The sequence below is a fragment of the Roseateles sp. GW835-FHT13E02 genome (assembly GCF_058794035.1).
On record NZ_JBXAGJ010000003.1, the window covers coordinates 137970 to 154657 of the forward strand.

At 65.1% G+C, this 16688-nt stretch carries 7 protein-coding genes; 1 reads left to right on the forward strand and 6 read right to left on the reverse strand.

Translation table 11 applies throughout. The annotated features are described in order from the left end of the window. Window positions 1-39: 39 nt before the first annotated feature. Window positions 40-540, forward strand: a complete 501-nt coding sequence (locus AC1Q6P_RS04035) for a hypothetical protein (protein ID WP_492663345.1) — start codon at window positions 40-42, stop codon at window positions 538-540. Here AC1Q6P_RS04035 and AC1Q6P_RS04040 read toward each other — a convergent pair. From AC1Q6P_RS04040 to AC1Q6P_RS04065, 6 genes are all read right to left on the reverse strand, one after another. Beyond that, window positions 522-1775: a vanadium-dependent haloperoxidase gene (locus AC1Q6P_RS04040; RefSeq protein WP_492663346.1), complete on the reverse strand. Its 1254-nt coding sequence runs from the start codon at window positions 1773-1775 to the stop codon at window positions 522-524. The genes AC1Q6P_RS04035 and AC1Q6P_RS04040 overlap by 19 nt on opposite strands. Before the next feature lie 50 nt (window positions 1776-1825). Continuing rightward, complete coding sequence (locus AC1Q6P_RS04045; RefSeq protein WP_492663347.1) at window positions 1826-3319, reverse strand: S8 family peptidase; 1494 nt, start codon at window positions 3317-3319, stop codon at window positions 1826-1828. Between the two features lie 319 nt (window positions 3320-3638). After that, complete coding sequence (locus AC1Q6P_RS04050; RefSeq protein ID WP_492663348.1) at window positions 3639-4103, reverse strand: hypothetical protein; 465 nt, start codon at window positions 4101-4103, stop codon at window positions 3639-3641. Next, on the reverse strand, window positions 4084-10986 hold the full coding sequence (locus tag AC1Q6P_RS04055; protein WP_492663349.1) for an RHS repeat-associated core domain-containing protein: 6903 nt from the start codon (window positions 10984-10986) through the stop codon (window positions 4084-4086). The genes AC1Q6P_RS04050 and AC1Q6P_RS04055 overlap by 20 nt, the downstream gene beginning before the upstream one ends. Window positions 10987-11176: 190 nt before the next feature. Further along, window positions 11177-12850 (reverse strand): hypothetical protein, encoded by a 1674-nt coding sequence (locus AC1Q6P_RS04060; protein WP_171826513.1) that lies wholly within the window; start codon window positions 12848-12850, stop codon window positions 11177-11179. Next, on the reverse strand, window positions 12847-15720 hold the full coding sequence (locus AC1Q6P_RS04065) for an RHS repeat domain-containing protein (protein ID WP_492663350.1): 2874 nt from the start codon (window positions 15718-15720) through the stop codon (window positions 12847-12849). Before AC1Q6P_RS04065 ends, AC1Q6P_RS04060 begins: the two co-directional genes overlap by 4 nt. Between the last annotated feature and the right edge of the window lie 968 nt (window positions 15721-16688).

Genomic DNA, 16688 nt, shown 5'->3' on the forward strand with positions numbered 1-16688 from the left:
CACGCCGAAGGTCAGAAGCACCGTCTGCAATGGCAGGCCGTGCCTGAGGCCGAAGCGTATCTGGTATGGGCACAGTGGCGGGTTCCGGAGGCGGAGGTCGTGCACACCCTGGAGCAGACGACGAGCGAAGCGGCGCTCGACATGCCGGCGAGCCCGGAGCCATGGCGGCTGCTGAAGTTGCAGGTGGAGTTGATCAGCCTGTGCAAGGGCGGGCAACGGTCCAAGCCGACCGTGCTCAGGCAATTCCAGGGCGACAGCAAGGCCAGCTGCCCTGCCCCGCTGCTGGCCGAAGGGTCGGCGCCTGTTCGCGACAAAGCGCATGCCTTGATTCGGTGGCAGGCGCGTGACCGCGATTCCTTGGCCTTGCGCTGGTCACCGGCCGATGGTGCATCGAACACGGCGACGACAGAGGCGGTGCTGCTCGGGCCCTCGCTTCGCTTGCCCCTCGATGGCGCACCCGCAGGGCCCCTGCTGATCCAGGCCCAGCGTCTGTGCGCAGACAAGCAACGCAGCGCAGCGAGCTACTGGCTGCTGCCCTGAACGGGCCGGCTGAGCTGCGGCGCCGGTACTTCCAGACAGCGCGCACCCACGCGGCGGCCGAGCTCCAAGCCGGCGTCGTTGTCAAAGCGAGGGTGAATGCCGCCCCACAGGCGGGACATGGCCGCCTCGCTGGCCAGGGCCTGCCAGCGCGATGAAGCCTCCGGCAGGAAATGGCTCAAAACCACAGAGGCGGCGCCCGACACCATGGCGTGGCCCGAGACATAGCCGGGAAACGGCGGCGTGACCACCCAGGGCTGAAAGTCGGGCTGCCATTCGCGCTGAATCGCGCTGACCGGGCGCTCGGTCCAGTACTGCACTTTCACGCGCCAGGCGGCCACCAAGGCATCGTGCATGGCCATGTTCAGACGCGCCAGGAGTTCGTGATGAGCTCGCAGTGGCAGGGGATTGCGCGCCAGATACTCCAGCACCACGGCGTTCCAGACGCCGGGCGGAGTGATGCTGCCGGCGTCCAGGTTCCAACGCTCGGCGGCTGCCTTCTGGGCCTCATTCAGCCGAGCGCGCGCGTCCATGACCTCGCGCATATCGCTCACCCACCGGGTCGAGCCGTAAGCCGGCGGCGGCGGTGGCTGCAAGGCGTCGGTGCCCGCGCACCAGTTCAGCCATTGAGGTGCCTGAGGCTCGGTCGGCTGTTCGGCAAACAGCGGCGGCGTCCGCGCCCACAGCCCGGGCTGCCAGGCGGGCTTGGGCAGGGGGCGGCGCCTGGCGTCGGCGCCATCATGGAGGCTGCGCTGCATCATCTGAGCACTGGCTGCGTGGCTCCACCCACGCAGACGCTCGCGTTCCGCGGGGGCCAGCGCCTGCTCCGCCTGGAGAGCAGGACCTTGCCACTGCGCCTGCGCTTCCTGAGGCAAGAGCCAGGCGGCGGTCTGCGCCAGAGTCTGTGTGGTCAGAGCATTCTGGGCCGCCGGGGTCAGGCTGGCGAGCTCCGCCTCCGCCGGCTCTCCCGGATGCAGGGCCTGCCACTGGGCCACGCGCAAGTAGCTGAAGATGCGTGCGGCACGCAGGGGATTGTGCTGCCGCATGCGCACCACGCGGGCGCTGCTGCGATGGGTCAGATCCTGGACCGACTCGCCCGTGGCCTCGGCGGCGCTCAACAGATTGCCGTCAGCACCGGTCTGGCTTGCTGCCGCGATAGGCACAGCGGGCTGGGCTTGCGCGGAGCTCGACGCACAGACGATGGCAAGGATGGCGAGTATTCGGGAGTGAGGAGGCATGGAAGCGGCAGGATGGCGACTCTTTGATCGCAGCCCGCACGCCGATGTCGCTACGGACATTGGCGGCCCGGCACACGCGGATTGGTGAACCGAATGGAGGTGCTCGCTGTACCACTGCGCCCTTGCGAATCGGTCGCCTTCACAGTGAGGGTCGTGCTGACGGTTTCGCAATAGGGGACGCTGGCGTTCACCCGAGTGCTGCGGGCCTGAGGTGTCTGCAATCTGAACTCCGGATTGCTGACAGTCCATTGGTAGCTGTAAGGCCCCTGCCCGTCTGTCACCATGGCCTCGCGTGCGGTTTGACCCAGGCCACCGCTGAAAGCCAGCGACATGATCTCGACCTTGGGCGCAGCCGCCGGATTCCCCGCCGCAACAGCCACGGCCGCCGCAGCGTCCAGCAAACCGGCGCCGCAGGAGCTGCAGCTCCCCGGAAAGGCACGGACAGTACGCAGCAACAGACGCTCAAGATCCCGGTCATTGAGATAGGGATTGGCCGCCAGCATCAATGCTGCCACGCCACTCACGTGCGGCGCGGCCATCGAGGTGCCTTGCATGTACTGGTAGTTTTCGGTGGCCGGCCAGTTACTGCCATTGTTGTAGGTCGAGAAGATGCCTACGCCCGGTGCTGCGAGCGCGATGCGGTAGCCGTAATTCGAAAATGAGGCCTTGTTGCCCTGCAGGTCCGTTGCGGCAACCGCTATCACCCCTGTGCAATTGGCTGGGGTGGCATTCAGTACATCGGCGTTGTCGTTGCCTGCTGAGGCGATGACCAGGGCGCCCTGATTGCGCGCCGTGTTGACGGCATCCTGATAGGTCTGGCCACAGCTGCCAACGCCGCCCAACGAAAGATTGAGGATCTTGGCTGGATAGGGATTCGCCGGAAGACCCCAGACCGGGGCGCCGGACGCCCAGACGATGGCATCGGCGATGTCCGAGGTGTAACCCCCGCACTTGCCCAGCACGCGCAGCGGCAGGATCTTCGCCTGAGGTGCAACACCGGCGATGCCGATGCCGTTGTCGGCAAGCGCCGCGATGGTGCCGGCCACATGGGTGCCATGCCAGGTGCTGTTGGCCGCACCGGCGAAAGGTGCCGGGCATTCACCGGCGGCGCGCCAATCGCCTTGATCGCTCGCGTTGGCATCACGGCCATCGCCATCGCGCGCCCTGGACGCATCGCCAATGAAGTCATAACCAGGCAGGAGATTCGCCTGCAAATCAGAGTGGGCCGTGTAGCCAGTATCCAGAACAGCCACGGTCACGCCTTGCCCCCGGCTGCGATCCCAGGCAGAACTCACGCGGATACCAGCCAACGGATCATGCAGGGCCCACAGACTGCCGTAGTACGGATCGGCCGGCGTCCAATGCGGCCGCATGCGCAGGTCCGGTTCGGCGTATTCAACATCGGGATCGTCTCGGCGCAGTTGCTCGGCCATCTGCGCGACGGCAGCGACACTCAGTGGGCGATCGAGTTGCAGAACCTGGGCACCGAGGGCGGTATGGCGAAGTGGGCGCAGGCTCGCGCCAAAGGCTGCGGCGGCATTCAAGGAGCGCGCAGACCGAGCCGCTGAGCGAGATGCAAAGGGTTCCTGGTTCCCCTTCGCCGCATCGGACTTGTACCCGACGATCATTCGGTCCGTCTGCTCCAGTGACGCACGGTCAGCACGCGAAGGCTGTGTTCCAACAGCAGCGGCATCACCGACTGTGACGATGGCTCCGGCAAGTATCAGCAGACCAATCCGAGAATTCATACTGTCCCTCTTTGCCCAATTCAGTTCACGGTCCGGGGCCGATGGCACGCAGCCATGCCGTCCACTCCGCATTGATCGGCAGTGCAACTTTGTGCCAACACCGGATCCCAGCTCCTCAAAGACGATCTAGTGCTTCAAACTCATCGCCAGCAGCGCCTGTCAGACCCAGGACCTCGAAAAATTCCATCGCCGACGAACAGCGCCTGAGGCGATCCAGGTTCTGAGCTTTTCCATCAAAGAAGTCCCGCCCTGCGTCGCTGTTGTTCTGCAAACCTTCGAGCAAAAGGCTCTGCAGGTCATGCCACGCGACAGGTACCTCGCGCGTGGAGACGGTGACTCGCCACATCAGGGTCAAAAGCGAATACGCCCGCGACACAAGGCCGGCACCCACAGGAGGTCCGATGGTGAGGTCCTGAACGAGCTGCACCTCGCCATTTGCCGCAACGATTTGCGCTCCCAGGTATCTGGACTTGATTGACCACGGCCAGCCTTCAGCGCAGCTCAAGGCACCGCGGTAGAAAGGCATAACGAGGCCGTCTCGCGTCTTCACCAGGATCAATTCAAGGACATTCGCAGTCATTGCCGTTGGGGCCCAAAAGGCTGCCCGCCGCACCACCCAAGGTCTCCGGCACCCAGCTCGGTGCCCCCATCCAGGCCAAATGCGGTCGGCTTGCAAGCCAGCTGTTGAACTCGGAGCTGATGGGATTCGTGTTCCAAGGTTGATTCTTGATCCAATCCGGGACGTTCTTGCCGATGCCCTGGTTTCTTTCAAGCAACCAGTGGTGACGGTGCTGCCCCTGCTGCAGGACCTGGATGCCCTCTTTGTTCATCCACTTGCTGGTCGCCCCCCAGGAGTGGGGATTCATGGTCTTGCCTGTCTTGGTCACCCATTCCGCTCCGCGCTTGAATCGGAACGCGCCTTTGCCCAGCGCGTTGAGCAGCCCGCCACCAAGCATGCTCATCCCCACGTCAGCCCAATTCACGCATTTCCAGTTCCCACCATTCTGGTAAAGCTGCCATGCAAGATCGGCACCACCAAAGACCAAGCCCCATGCGAGATAACCGCTAGGATCTACATAGCCAGTCGGATCTCCTTCGACATAGGCATAAGAGTTCATACCGCCGAGAAGCCTCGCCGGATCCGCCGACAGGAATCTCTTGAGCTGCGGGTCGTAGAACCTCGCCCGGTAGTAGTACAGATTGCCCTGATCCTGCTCTCGCCCGGTGTAAGCCACACCGCTGCTCGACGGCTCCCCTGCGATGCCAGTTTCTCCATAGGGGCTGTAGGTGCGGCTCGTGGCCGTCGTTCCATCCTGCCGCGTCTCTGCCAACACCGACCCCAACGCATCGCCAAGCATCACCCGCTGCTGGCCCTGGCTGTAAGTGGCGATCAACTCGTCCACAGCCAAACCGGTCACCAGACTGGTCTTGATGTTGCTCTTCGTCTCCGCGATTACCTGGTCGCCGTCATAGCTGTACCAAGTGACTTCGCCATTGAGCGTACGGTTCACGCGGCGGCCCAGCGCGTCATAGGCAAAGCCCGCATTCAATCCCGGTCCGACGATGCTGACCAAACGGTTAAGACTGTCCCAGCCATAACGGGTCATTCCTGAAGGCCCTGCACCGCAGTCCTTCGCGACCAGGTTGCCATTGGCGTCGTAGCTCAGCGTGCAGGTCTCGCTGCCGGGCTTGCCCGGCCGCAAGGTGATGCTCGTCATGCGGTCCGCAGCATCGTAGTCAGCCGTCATCGGCGTTTCCGCGCCCAGGTGCGCAGCCGCAACGGTCTTGCTGATGCGCTGACCTCGCGCATCGTAGCCATAGGACAGCCTGTCGATGCGGCTGCCGTCGGCTTTCTTGTAATCGATGCTCAGTGGTCGGTTGGCCGCGTCATAGCCATAGTCGGCCGTGATGCCATTTGGAAAAGTCTTCTTCAGCAAGCGGCCTGCAACATCCCATTCATAGCGTGTGGCTTGGCCAGCGTAATGGATGGCGGTCAGACGGTTCGCCAAGTCCCACTCGTAGCGCAACTCGTCCTGGTCGTCGAGCTTACGGCTGATAAGGCGGTCCAGCCGGTCATAGGCATAGCTGACTATCTGGCTGCGGCCTTGGAAGGTCTGCACCTCGCGCAGCATCCTGTCAGCCGCGTCGTACTCATAATCGATGCGGCTGGCCCCCTGGCCACCATTGCTTTCCACGCGAATCAGCCGACCTGCGCCATCGTAGGCTTGCTCCAGCACCCGATCCGGTGCCTCCATCCGCGTCAAGCGCCCGGCTTCGTCATAGCTAAAGCGTGTAACCTGACCCTTACGGTCGGTCAACTCGGAAAGCTGATCGTTCGCATCGTAGGCATAGCGCTCCACGGCACCGGCCGCATCGGTACGGCTGGCCAGTCGACCAAACTCGTCGTAGCTGTACGCGGCGATATCCTTGCCCAGCGGATTCGTCACTCGGCGCAGCCGCGCGCCTTCGTCATAGGCCATCACGATCTTGCCACCCAACGGATCTTCGACCTCGGTCGGCTGTCCGATGCCGTTGGTCTTGCTGCTGCTTGTGTAGCTCAACGGATCCGTACTACTGAATGGCCGACCGCTCCGGTCCGTGCTGATGCGCGTGGTATTGCCCAGGGCATCGACCAAGCGCACCAAGTCGCCTGCGGCGTTGTAGCCCAGGGTGCTGGATTGACTCAGGGCATCGGTCATGGCGGTAGGCTGGCCCGATGCGTTGTGGTCCACCTTGGTGACCCTGCCCAGCGGATCCGTCAACCGATTCAGATTGCCCTTGTTGTCATAGCCCATGCGCCAGGTTTGGGCCGTGCCGTCATCCGCGTAGCGGCTCACGCTGCTGGGCTTGTTCCACAGCGGGTCGTACTGGATGTCGGTGATGCGGCCCAGGGCGTCGATCTGGCGCACCACATTGCCCAGATCGTCGTAGACCATGCGTGTGGTGCGGCCGATGGCGTCCACCACCTTGGTGCGGCGGTTCTGCGCGTCGCGGGTCCATTGCGTGCGGCCACCGGCGCTGTCACTCATCTCCAGCACCTGGCCCTGGCTGCCAAAGCGGGCCAGGCGAGTCGTGCCATCGGGCTCGCGCGTCGTGGTGGCCAGGACTTGGCCGCCATGGAAGCGCCAGCCGGCCTCGTAGTTTTCCCAGCTGTCTTCGGTCGGGCAAGCCGCACCGGAGCAGACCTGGCCCGGGCTGCCCACGCGGGTGATGCAGGCGCCCGAGACGCGATAGCTGAAGCGGAACTCCTTGCCCTGTGCCGTGGTCTGGCGCAGCACGCGCCGGCTGCTGCCGTAGAAGTTTTCCGTCGGATTGGCGAGCCCCGGGTACTGGATGGTCTTGATGCGCTCGCCGGTTTCGGGCGGCAGCACATGACGGCAGGCCGCATCCACCGGCATGTCGGCATCCTTGACGTAGCTGTAGCGGGTCTCGCGTCCGTCGGCATCGGTCACCGTTGCCAGGCGCTTGCTGGCGGTGTAGCTGAATCGCTCGGTCCGACCTTCGGGGTCGCTCAAAGACTCAATGAAACCACTGCTGCCATAGCTGGCGGTGATGCGGCGCAGCTCGGTACCCACGGACAGCAGCTGGCCCCGGCTGTTGCGTGCCACGGTGACCTTGGCACCGCTCGGTGACAGGGTTTCGACCAGGAACTGCGGCTGCCCTCGCACATTGCCGGGTGCGCCAGCATAGGCTTGGAAAGTCCAGCGCGTGCCGTCCTTGAACAGCAGGCGCCAGAGGCCATCGATCTGCACCGCACGTGCGCCATCGAAGGCCGGCTCGGTGCGGTTGCGCAAGCTGCCGTCGGCCTCAGGCGCAAACACATGGTGCACATTGCCAGGCAGAACCAGGCGCACCGTGCTTCCGGCCAGCAGCATGGCATCGTGATCCAGGGCCCAGCCATAACCGATGGAACCCTCGGTGCCGCCGATATTGCCAAAGGCATCGATGGGGTTGTAGTTGCGGCCGGTTTCCACCGGGGTGTGACCCTTGCAGCTCATGCCGCCGGTGCGGGTGAGCTCCTGCCCGGTCAAGAGGTCGACCGGATTGCCGCCACTGGGCTTGGGGCAGTCCGGCGGCGGCGGCGGCGGCTTGGGCGGCCGCTCCAGGCAGGCCAGGCCGCACACACCGCAGAAGCGCGTCAGGCCACCGCTGACCATGCGGGCGGTCTTGCCGTCGGCGCTGACCACAGCCTGGCCGGCGATCTTCCATTCGCCCGTGCCGCCCATGGGGCTGCCATCGAAGAACCAGACATTGACGGTCTCACCGGGCTCGGCCCCCGTGTCATTGGGCAGGGTGATAGGGATGGGCTTGCTCGGAATGCCGCCCATGGGCGTGCCAAAGTAGAGCTGGTAGGCGGCGCCGGTGGGCACCGGTGGCGTCACCACCGGCAGCTCGGAGATCTCACGCTTCTCCACCGCAATCCGAGTCTTCTTCACCCCATCCCAGCCGATGATCTCGGCGCCGGCGGGCAAGACGATCTCCAGGCCGGGGAAGCGCTCATCGCGGATGCGCTGCTCGGTCACGGTGTTGTTGATGGTGTTGAAGTTCTCAACGACCGGTGGCGGCGAGATGACGAAGTCCTTGATCACCACCATCTGGTTGGCCTTGACCTGCACGCTGAAGGGCCAGATGGGATAGAGCGGGTTGGCCGGTGTGGCGTCAAAGCGCAGGGTCAACGGGCCTTCGCTGAGGCCGGCGAGTTCAAAGCCACCCGAGGCATCGGTGGCCGTGACGGGGGAGTTCTGGGCGCCGGTGTCGGCACGCACGATCACGCCGGCAATCGGCTGACCCTCCGGGGTAACGAAGCGCCCGCGAACGCCGGTGCTGGGCGTTGCGACCGGGTCGGGCACATTGAGGGTCAGTGCCACCGTACGAGTGATAGGCCCGGCCGAGGCATTGCCGCTGCCGCGCACCTCCAGTGCATAGCTGCCTGGTTTGACGTTGGATCCGGCCTGCAGACGCAATGTGGCCGTGCGATCCGCCGGCAAGAGCTTGGGATCAAAGCTGGCGGTAACGCCCTCAGGCAGACCGCTGATGCTCAAGCTCATGGCGCCGCTGAAGCTCTGGCTGCCGGTGCTGACGATGCCGATCACCGAGGTGCTTTCGCTGCCGCGCAGCAGGCGCAGCTGATTGGGCGTGGCACTCAGACCCGCATCCTGGGCTTGATCCACCGTGAACACCGGCCCGCTGACCGTGCCCAGCGAAGTGGCCACCTTGATGGCACCGGTGCTGGCCGTGGCCGGAACGCGAACCTTCAGCTCGGTGGGGTTGGCGGAGACGATCTCCACCAGGGCCGAACCGATCCAGACCTGGTTGTTGGCCGCGACCGGATCAAAGCCCAATCCCCGGATGGTGACCATGGTGCCCAGGCTGCCGCGCAGGGGATCCACCGAGCTGATGCTCAGCTGGCTCTGTCGCATCACCACCTGGGCCCGTGCGGATTGACGGCCGGACGCTTCGGCCAGGACGCTGATGTTGCCTTCACTCAAGGCCTTGAGCAAAAAGCTCTGGCTGCTGCTGCCCTCTGGCAGGAACACGGCATTGGGCAGCTCGGCTGAGCCTTGGCCGCTGTAGCTGAGCGCGACCCACAAGCCGCCAGCCGGAGCAGGCGCTGCACTGCTCAACACGAAAGCCTGCGTTCCACCCACGCCAACCTCGGCCTGCGCGGGCGTGAGCTGCAAGGCCGGCCATTGCTTGACGCGGACCTTGGCGCGCACAGTGAAGGCCGCCAGTTTGAGTTCGAGCCACGCTTCGCCCACAGCCACGCCTTCGAGCTGGCCCTGGCTGTTGACCTTGAAGATGCGTTCGTCCTCGCTGCGCAGCAGGACCCCGTCGACCCGATCCACCTCGCTACCGTCGGTCATCAAGGCCTTGAGCGGGTAGGCCGTGGTGTTGCCCAAGCCCAACTCGAACACCGCGGGCGGGCGCAGTTCCTCCACCTCCGCGGGTGTGACGCGCAGTTGAGCGCTGGCCTGGCTGCCGTTGAGACCCACGGTCAGCTGAGCCACGCCTTCGTTCAAAGCCGTCACGGGCACCTGGGCGCTGGTTTGACCGGGGGCCACCGTAACCGCATCGGGCACGCCCACCACATTGAGCGCATCCACACGCACGGTGACGTCACTGGGTTGCGAGGTGCCCGGGGCGATTTTGACCTGGGCCTGGCCGATGCTGCCCTTGGGCAGGTTCTGCGACCCAGGCAGAAGGCCGGTGATCAAGGGCAGATCATTGCGCACCTGGACATCCAGGGTCGCCACCTGCACATTGCCGTAGGCCTTGAGCGACAAGCGCGCCTGTCCGGCAGACAAGGCCTGGACCTGGAACACCGCCTGACGCTCGCCGGCAGGCACGTACAAGGTGGGCGGAATCTGAACCACCGGCGCGGAGCTGCCCGTGGCGGCACTCTGCTGGCTCAGCACGCTGAGGTTCAGCAGCAGGTCGTAGCCACGCACGGCATCCAGATTGACCACCACCTGTCCGCCGGCGCCCAGCGCCAGGATCAGGCTGGGCGGCGCCAGGGTCACGCTGGGCGCGGTGGTGGCGGGCAGGGCATCGCGGACCTGGACTTGCGCGCTCAGGCTGCGCCCACCGCCCGAGACCGTCACCGTGGCCTGACCCGACTTCAAGGCCGTGAAGGGCAGATCCACACGGTCCACACCGACAGGGACACGAATCGAGCTTGCCAGCTGCACAATGTTGGCAGGCTCGGCCTTGAGAATCAGGTCCTGCTCCTGCTGGCTGAAGCCGCTGAGGCGGACTTGGAGCTTGGCCTTCGCACCCTGCTCCACCAGGCTGCGATCCGGCAGCAGGCTCACCGGGCGCGCTGCCGCCTCGGTGCTGCGAATCCAGGCCTCCAGCACATCAGACCCCAGCTCGGCCTGCACGGGGTAGACGCCTGCTTCCAAGGTCGTCACGGGCACGATGGCACGTTGCTGCCCGGGCGCAAGGATCACCTCGCTGGGCAGTTGCACCACGCTGTCGCTGGCGCCCGGTGCCCGCAAGCTCACGCGTACGGACTCGCGCGGAACGGCATTCAGACCCACTTGCAGGCTCAGGGGCGCGCCTCGCGTGGCTCCGCCCGGCGAGGGCTCCAACAGCACCAAGCGCGGTGCTCCGTCGATCACGGTGATGCTGGCGCTCAGCACCCGCGTCGCCCCCCCCACGCGCAGAACCGTCTTGCCCACGCCCACGGCCTGAACCGGCAGCTCCACGCTGGTGGCGCCCTGGTTGAGCGTGACCCGCTGAGGCACCTGAACCACTTGGCCCACCGTGGTGCTCAGCACAAAGGTTTGAGCACGTTCAGCCGGGCCCGGCAAGACCAGCTGCAGCTTGCTGGACGCACCGTTCTCCAGACTCAACTCGGTGGCCGAGAGCAAGGGAGCGGCGCCGTTGTTGGCCTGCGCCCAAACGCGCGGCGCCAGCAGACAGGCCCACACCAGCCCCATCATCAAAATGGGCCACAGCAAACGTCTCAGGGCCAAAAACCCAAGCCCCCTGAATGCCTTTTCAGGCGCCAGGGTCGGCGTCGCGTTCACAGGTCTGCGGTGCTGCCACATAGTTCTGAACCAAGCTGCGGTGAGTCGGCCGGAGACCGATCATCTGGACAAGAAAACCAAGGGCCCGGACGGGCCGCTTTTTCATTCGGTCAGCAGGCCTTCAGCCACCCATGCTGGCCACGCGCAGCATGGCCAAAGCTTCCGGCGTGGCTTCAAACTCGCGGCCGCTGACGGTGATCAGGGTGGTGCGCGAACGACCATCCAGACCGGCCATCAGGCTGATGCGCTCAACCCGTTCCCCCTGCGCGAACTGCGACAGTGCGTTGCCCATGGCCACCACGACGGTGTAGGTGATGGTGGCCTGCAGGGTGCTGGAGCCGCCCGGCAGCGCGATCGTGGCGCTGGCCGTGGCCGCCTGCGGCGTGCCGGCCAGGGCCGTGCTGACCGTGCTGACCTCCGGCCCGTTGTTCGGCGTCACGGCCAGACGCACGGTATTGCCGACCGGCACGCCCGTGGTCGCGAATGTGACCGTCACTGGATTGGCCGTGCCCACTGGCAGCTTGACATCCGCCACGCCGGTCGGAGGCTCCGGCACATTGACGCCGGCCACGCTGGTGATCTTCAGGGTTGGGGTGCCGGCGATGAAGACGGGGCCGGGTTGTGCGGTAGAGGCCGCGGGCGTTGTGCCTGCCGTCCGAGTGACCGACTCTGCCTCCAGACGAACCCGACCGTTACCACCCGCGCCCCCCGATGCGCCGCAACTGGCACTACCAGAGCTGCCATATCGAGCGGAGATCTCACCATTGCCCGTCAAGTTCGTCGCAATCAAGCGAATGGCACCGCCGCTACCCCCTCCGCCTGCAGAAGACTGATTGGCTGTATCACAACCGGCGCCCGAAACCGATCCGGAATTTCCGCCGTTGGCAAGAATCTTGCCGGTTGACGAGTTCACGGTGAGTGTCCCGGACACCGCAATCAAAAGAGCACCACCACCACCTCCACCACCCGACCCTGAAAAGTTCGGGCCACCGATCCCGCCGCCGCCACCAGAACCTCCGATCAAGGGGAGCAGTTCTACCGATCCGTATGCCGGGCCGGCCGTTGTCGCGCTGCAGTTGTAATAGCCACCATTCGAACCTAGTGAGCCAAATCCGCCGCCGCCGCCGCCGGAATAGCCGATGGAGTAGAGGTTCTCGTAGCTTTCGCCGTTGCAGAGTTGACGGGGACCTGCCAAGCCGCCGCCTGGGCCGAGTCCTTTGCCACCCAAACGTTCAAGAAGTGCTGCGGCACCTGGCCGACCTCCACGTCCGCCCGAATAGCCGCCTGGCCCGCCTTCACCTGGATTGCCATCATCGGCAATCACACCGTCCCCCGCGGTTCCAGAGGTTGTCGAAGACTTGCCGCTCACATCGATCGTCCCCGCAATCGTGGCATTCCCCGCCACCAGCAAGACCACCGGCGTGTTGGTGGTGTTCTTCTTGAACGTGACTTTCACGCCCGCCGGAATATTGATGCTGGCGTAGTTGAGGATGCCCGAGGGTGGCAGCGTGATCACCGTATCCACAGCCGGCGCCAGGTCACCATCAGCACCAGTGCTGCCGCTGATGAAGGCCATGGCGGAAGAGGCGCCTGCCATCAGAGACAAGGCCAGCACTGCATGGGTCACGCGACTCAAGCCCGGCGTCACACGAGGGGCCAGGCGAGCCAGCGAGGGAGCCAACGGGGTTTCTGAGCGGTGATGTGCACGCATGACGCGGCCTCCTTTGCTGGAATCGGTAGAGATCGAAGGAATAGAGGAAGTGAACCGAGAAAGTGCATCAAACGAATGGCTCATGGCGAACCCTCCTTGACGTAGACAGTGAAGGTATTGGCCGGTGAAGCCAGGGAGGACGAACCCCCGAAGCGGTTGAAGACGCGGATGGTGTAGGCGCCGGTCTGGGCATTGGCGCGCACTGCCACGGGAATCGTCAGCTCCGTGCCTTCGGCGTTGACACTGGGCGTGTCGCCCATGATCAAAGCGCCTGCTGGTTCTGCCTCGACACGATCGACCCCCTTCAAACGAAGGCCTCGCACCCGCAGCACGATCACATCGCCCTGGCGGGCCAGGATGGGTTCGATCGAAACAATCTCTGGCAAGGCTGCCGCGACGTGGAGTTGCAAGCGGCTCTCATGGCCGAGCACTGCAATGGGCTTGCCCAGCTCATCCAGGACCTGCACTTCATAAACCTGCAGGGGCGCATCGGCCTTGACGGCCACCGTCTGGCGCAGGCTGCTGCCATCCGGGCTGACTTGCGCTGTGCCTTGAAGGGTCAAGGCCCCCGACGGAAGAATTCGCAAGCTCGCTTCATTGGGCAGGCCATGGCCGCGCAGGGTCAACTCCACCGTCTGCTCACGCAGCAGGCCCGTAGGTGCCACATCGATGACCCCGGCCCCCAGCAAGACACCCGTGTTCGAGGCCTGCACCAGAAGGTCTTGCTGGCTCGGGACGGTGCTCTGTGTCAGTTCCACGCCGACCAATGCAGCCTGCAGCTGCGCAGGGACGCTGGGCTCGGGGGCCACCTGGGCCAACTGGACGCCGACCGCCGCCGCCGTCAAGCCGTTGACGGCGTACTGTGGATCACCGATCAGCAACTGATTGTTGGGGCCCGGGTTCAGATTGGTCTCACCGGCCGCAGTCAGCACGCTCACGGTTCGAGCGCCCCGACCCGCAGCGGCAGCAACGATCAGGGTCACGCGCAGCTCGGTGCCCTCAGCGTTCACGTCGGGTGCGCCAACGGACACACCTTCTGCAGGCTGAACCCGAACCGCCTGCGCATTCAGGAAGTTACGGCCGCGCAGAACCAGGCTTTGCGTGCTGCCTGGTTTGACGGTGGGCGGATCCAGCGATTCAAGGACGGGCAGCACCGGCGTCACAAGCAGCAAGGGCTGCTGCGCGGCGGCGTAGGGGATGGTCACGCCGGCCGCACTCACCACCAGGCGCCGCAGTCCCAGGGGCGCATCGGCAGCCGCGGTCACGGTCACCTCCACGGTCTGACCGTCCGGCGCAGCGGTGATGGCGTCCAGACTCAAACCGGTGGCTGGTTCTGCGCGCACGGCATCCACGCCTTGCAGTCCCCAGCCCTGGAAGCGCAGTCGTCGTGTGTCGCCCTTGGCGATGCTCTGCGGCGTCATCTCACTGATGACCGAGCCAAAGGTGACGCCCACGAGCGGCGCCACTTGCACCGAGCTCACAGCCTGAGGGTCGCCCGGGCTCTGTGCCAGTTCGACGCCGACCACATCAGCACTCAAGTTCTGAATGTTCTTCCAGCCACTGTTGTCGTCGTACACAGTCACGGTGTTGGCCGCGCTGGGCGTCTCATCGCTATTGCCGCTGGGACTGCCCAGAACGATCACCCGCGGCCCAGCCGCAGCACTCGGCAAGACTTGCAGACCCACGGTCAAGCTGCCGCCGTCGGGACTGACAGTCAGGGTCGAACCCAAGCGCAATCCAGCCGCACCGCGCACCTCCACCGAGGTCACATCCTGCAGATAGCGACCACGGATCACAAACTCACTGACCGTGCTGCCGGCCGTCAGATAAATGGGCGCCACTGATTGGATCTGCGGGCGCGGCAACACCACATCAATGTCATCCGCACCCACCTGCGCCGGGCGCAGCACCGCGCCTGCCGAGCGCAGTTCCAGATTGCGCAGGCCTGTGTTCGCGCTCGCATCCACGGTGACGGAGATGCTGGCGCGTTTGCCATCGGGGGCGACGGTCACGGCGCCGACACTCAAGCCCTGATCCGGCTGCAGCGCCGCCGTCAGATCGCTTGGCAGGCCTTCACCAATCACCGTCAGGGTCTGGGTCGCACCCAGGCTCAGGTAGCGCGGCTGGGTATCCAGCCACACCGAGCCGCCCATGGTCACACCCACCAGGGGTGCAGGCAGCCACGCAGACACCTCAGGCTGGGGCTGCGCCGGGCGCGCGACCTCGACGCCCACCAGCGCGGCGCGTGCGGAGCTGATGCCCTCGGGATTGATGGTGACAAAGATGGGAACTTGCAGAACGCCCAAAGTGGGTGAGCTGAATCGCAGCTCGGTATTGCCCCCTGTCAGGCCGCGCACCGCGAAACGTGCACTCAGTTGCCCAGCCGCAATCGACAGCGTCGCAGGGCTCACCGTCGCCACGTCGGGCCGTACCACGGACAGGCTGAACTGATGACTCTCATCATCCGCGTGATCCAGAGTCAGATCGAAGCCTGCTGCACCTGCTGATGGAGAGATCGCGATAGGCAAAGGCGCGACCGAAGCCTGCGGCATAGCGGGTCGAATCTGTAAGCCGATCGTCGCTGTGCCAGCAATGGAGCTCACGCGGAAGACGCTGAGGCCCATCGCAGCCTGACTGGACACCTGAAGATCAAAGCTGATCGACGTTGCAGTACGGCTGACGCGAGAGATCAACAGCTCTGGATCATCTGCACTCAAAGCAGCTGTCGCGAGCTGTGTGCCCACCAGCGTGACCCGGCTGCTGCTGCCGCGCCGCAAGGCGGTCGGGCTGACGCTGCTGACCGTCGGGGGCTGGGCCGTTCCATCGGTACGCACAGCCAGGATGTTCCCGGCCGCGTCGTACTCATACTCCGTCACCTTGTTGCTGGCGTCGATCACGCGGATCAAACGCCCCAGGCCGTCGTACTCGTAGCGCTCAGCTGCCGCCTGAGCCATGTGCAAAGGCAGCAGCAAACCGCAAGCAAGAAGCCATGGCGTAGCCACCCTGCGCAAAGCACGGATCGCGAGATCAAACAGTCCGCTGCTTGGTCGCACAGTTCCCCCTTGGTGGCCACACAAAATCGGCGCGGTCACCTGGGCGGCGACAAAATTCGAAGAGATAACGAATTACACGCTAGGACAAAAGTGGAGCATGTGGATGTGACAAAAGTCAACGTTGCCCCTGGTCTTCCACCCTATGGTTTTCCCGCCACCAAGAACTTGGGATTGCCCAGTTTGAAGTAGGACAGTTTCTCCGCGGAAAGCTCGTGTTCATCGGGCAACGCCACGACAACTCTGGGGACTGCCCGCCCCCGCATCCCCCAGCGCTTGAAACATACGGATACAAAAAAGCCGCCACTGCCGGTTGCAGTGGCGGCTTCCCGGAGATGACGTGCGGCCCGAACCGCACGATTCCACCAATCCGCTGTTCAGAGCCTACGAGGGGTCAGTGCAGGCCCGCCAGCAGTGCCGCGTTGCCGCCCGCGGCTGCAGTGTTGATGGTCAGGGTCTGCTCGGCGCTGAAGCGGTATTGCTGCAGCGGGTCTTGCACCTCGGGGGCGGTGATCAGCGGGCGGATGGCGCCGCTGTCGGCGGCCAGCTGGCGGGCCAGGCTGCGCTCGGTCGCGGAATCGGGTGCGGCCAGGATGACGCCGGACACCCGCTCGTCGTCGAGCAAGGCGGCCAGGGTGGCCGCACCGCCTTGCGGCAGCACCAGCAAGGCCTCGGCCGGCAGGCCGGCGGCACGCAGGCGTTGCTGCAGGCGCTCGGCCTCGCCTGGCTTGTCGCTGAGCAGGGCCACGCTGTTGCCGGCCACCAAGGCGGCCGCCAGGGCCAGGGCCAGATCGGGCGCTGCAGCGCCTTGGGCCAGCAAGAGCAGCACGCCGCGGCCATGCAGGCGCAGCTCGTTGCTCTCACCGGTGGGG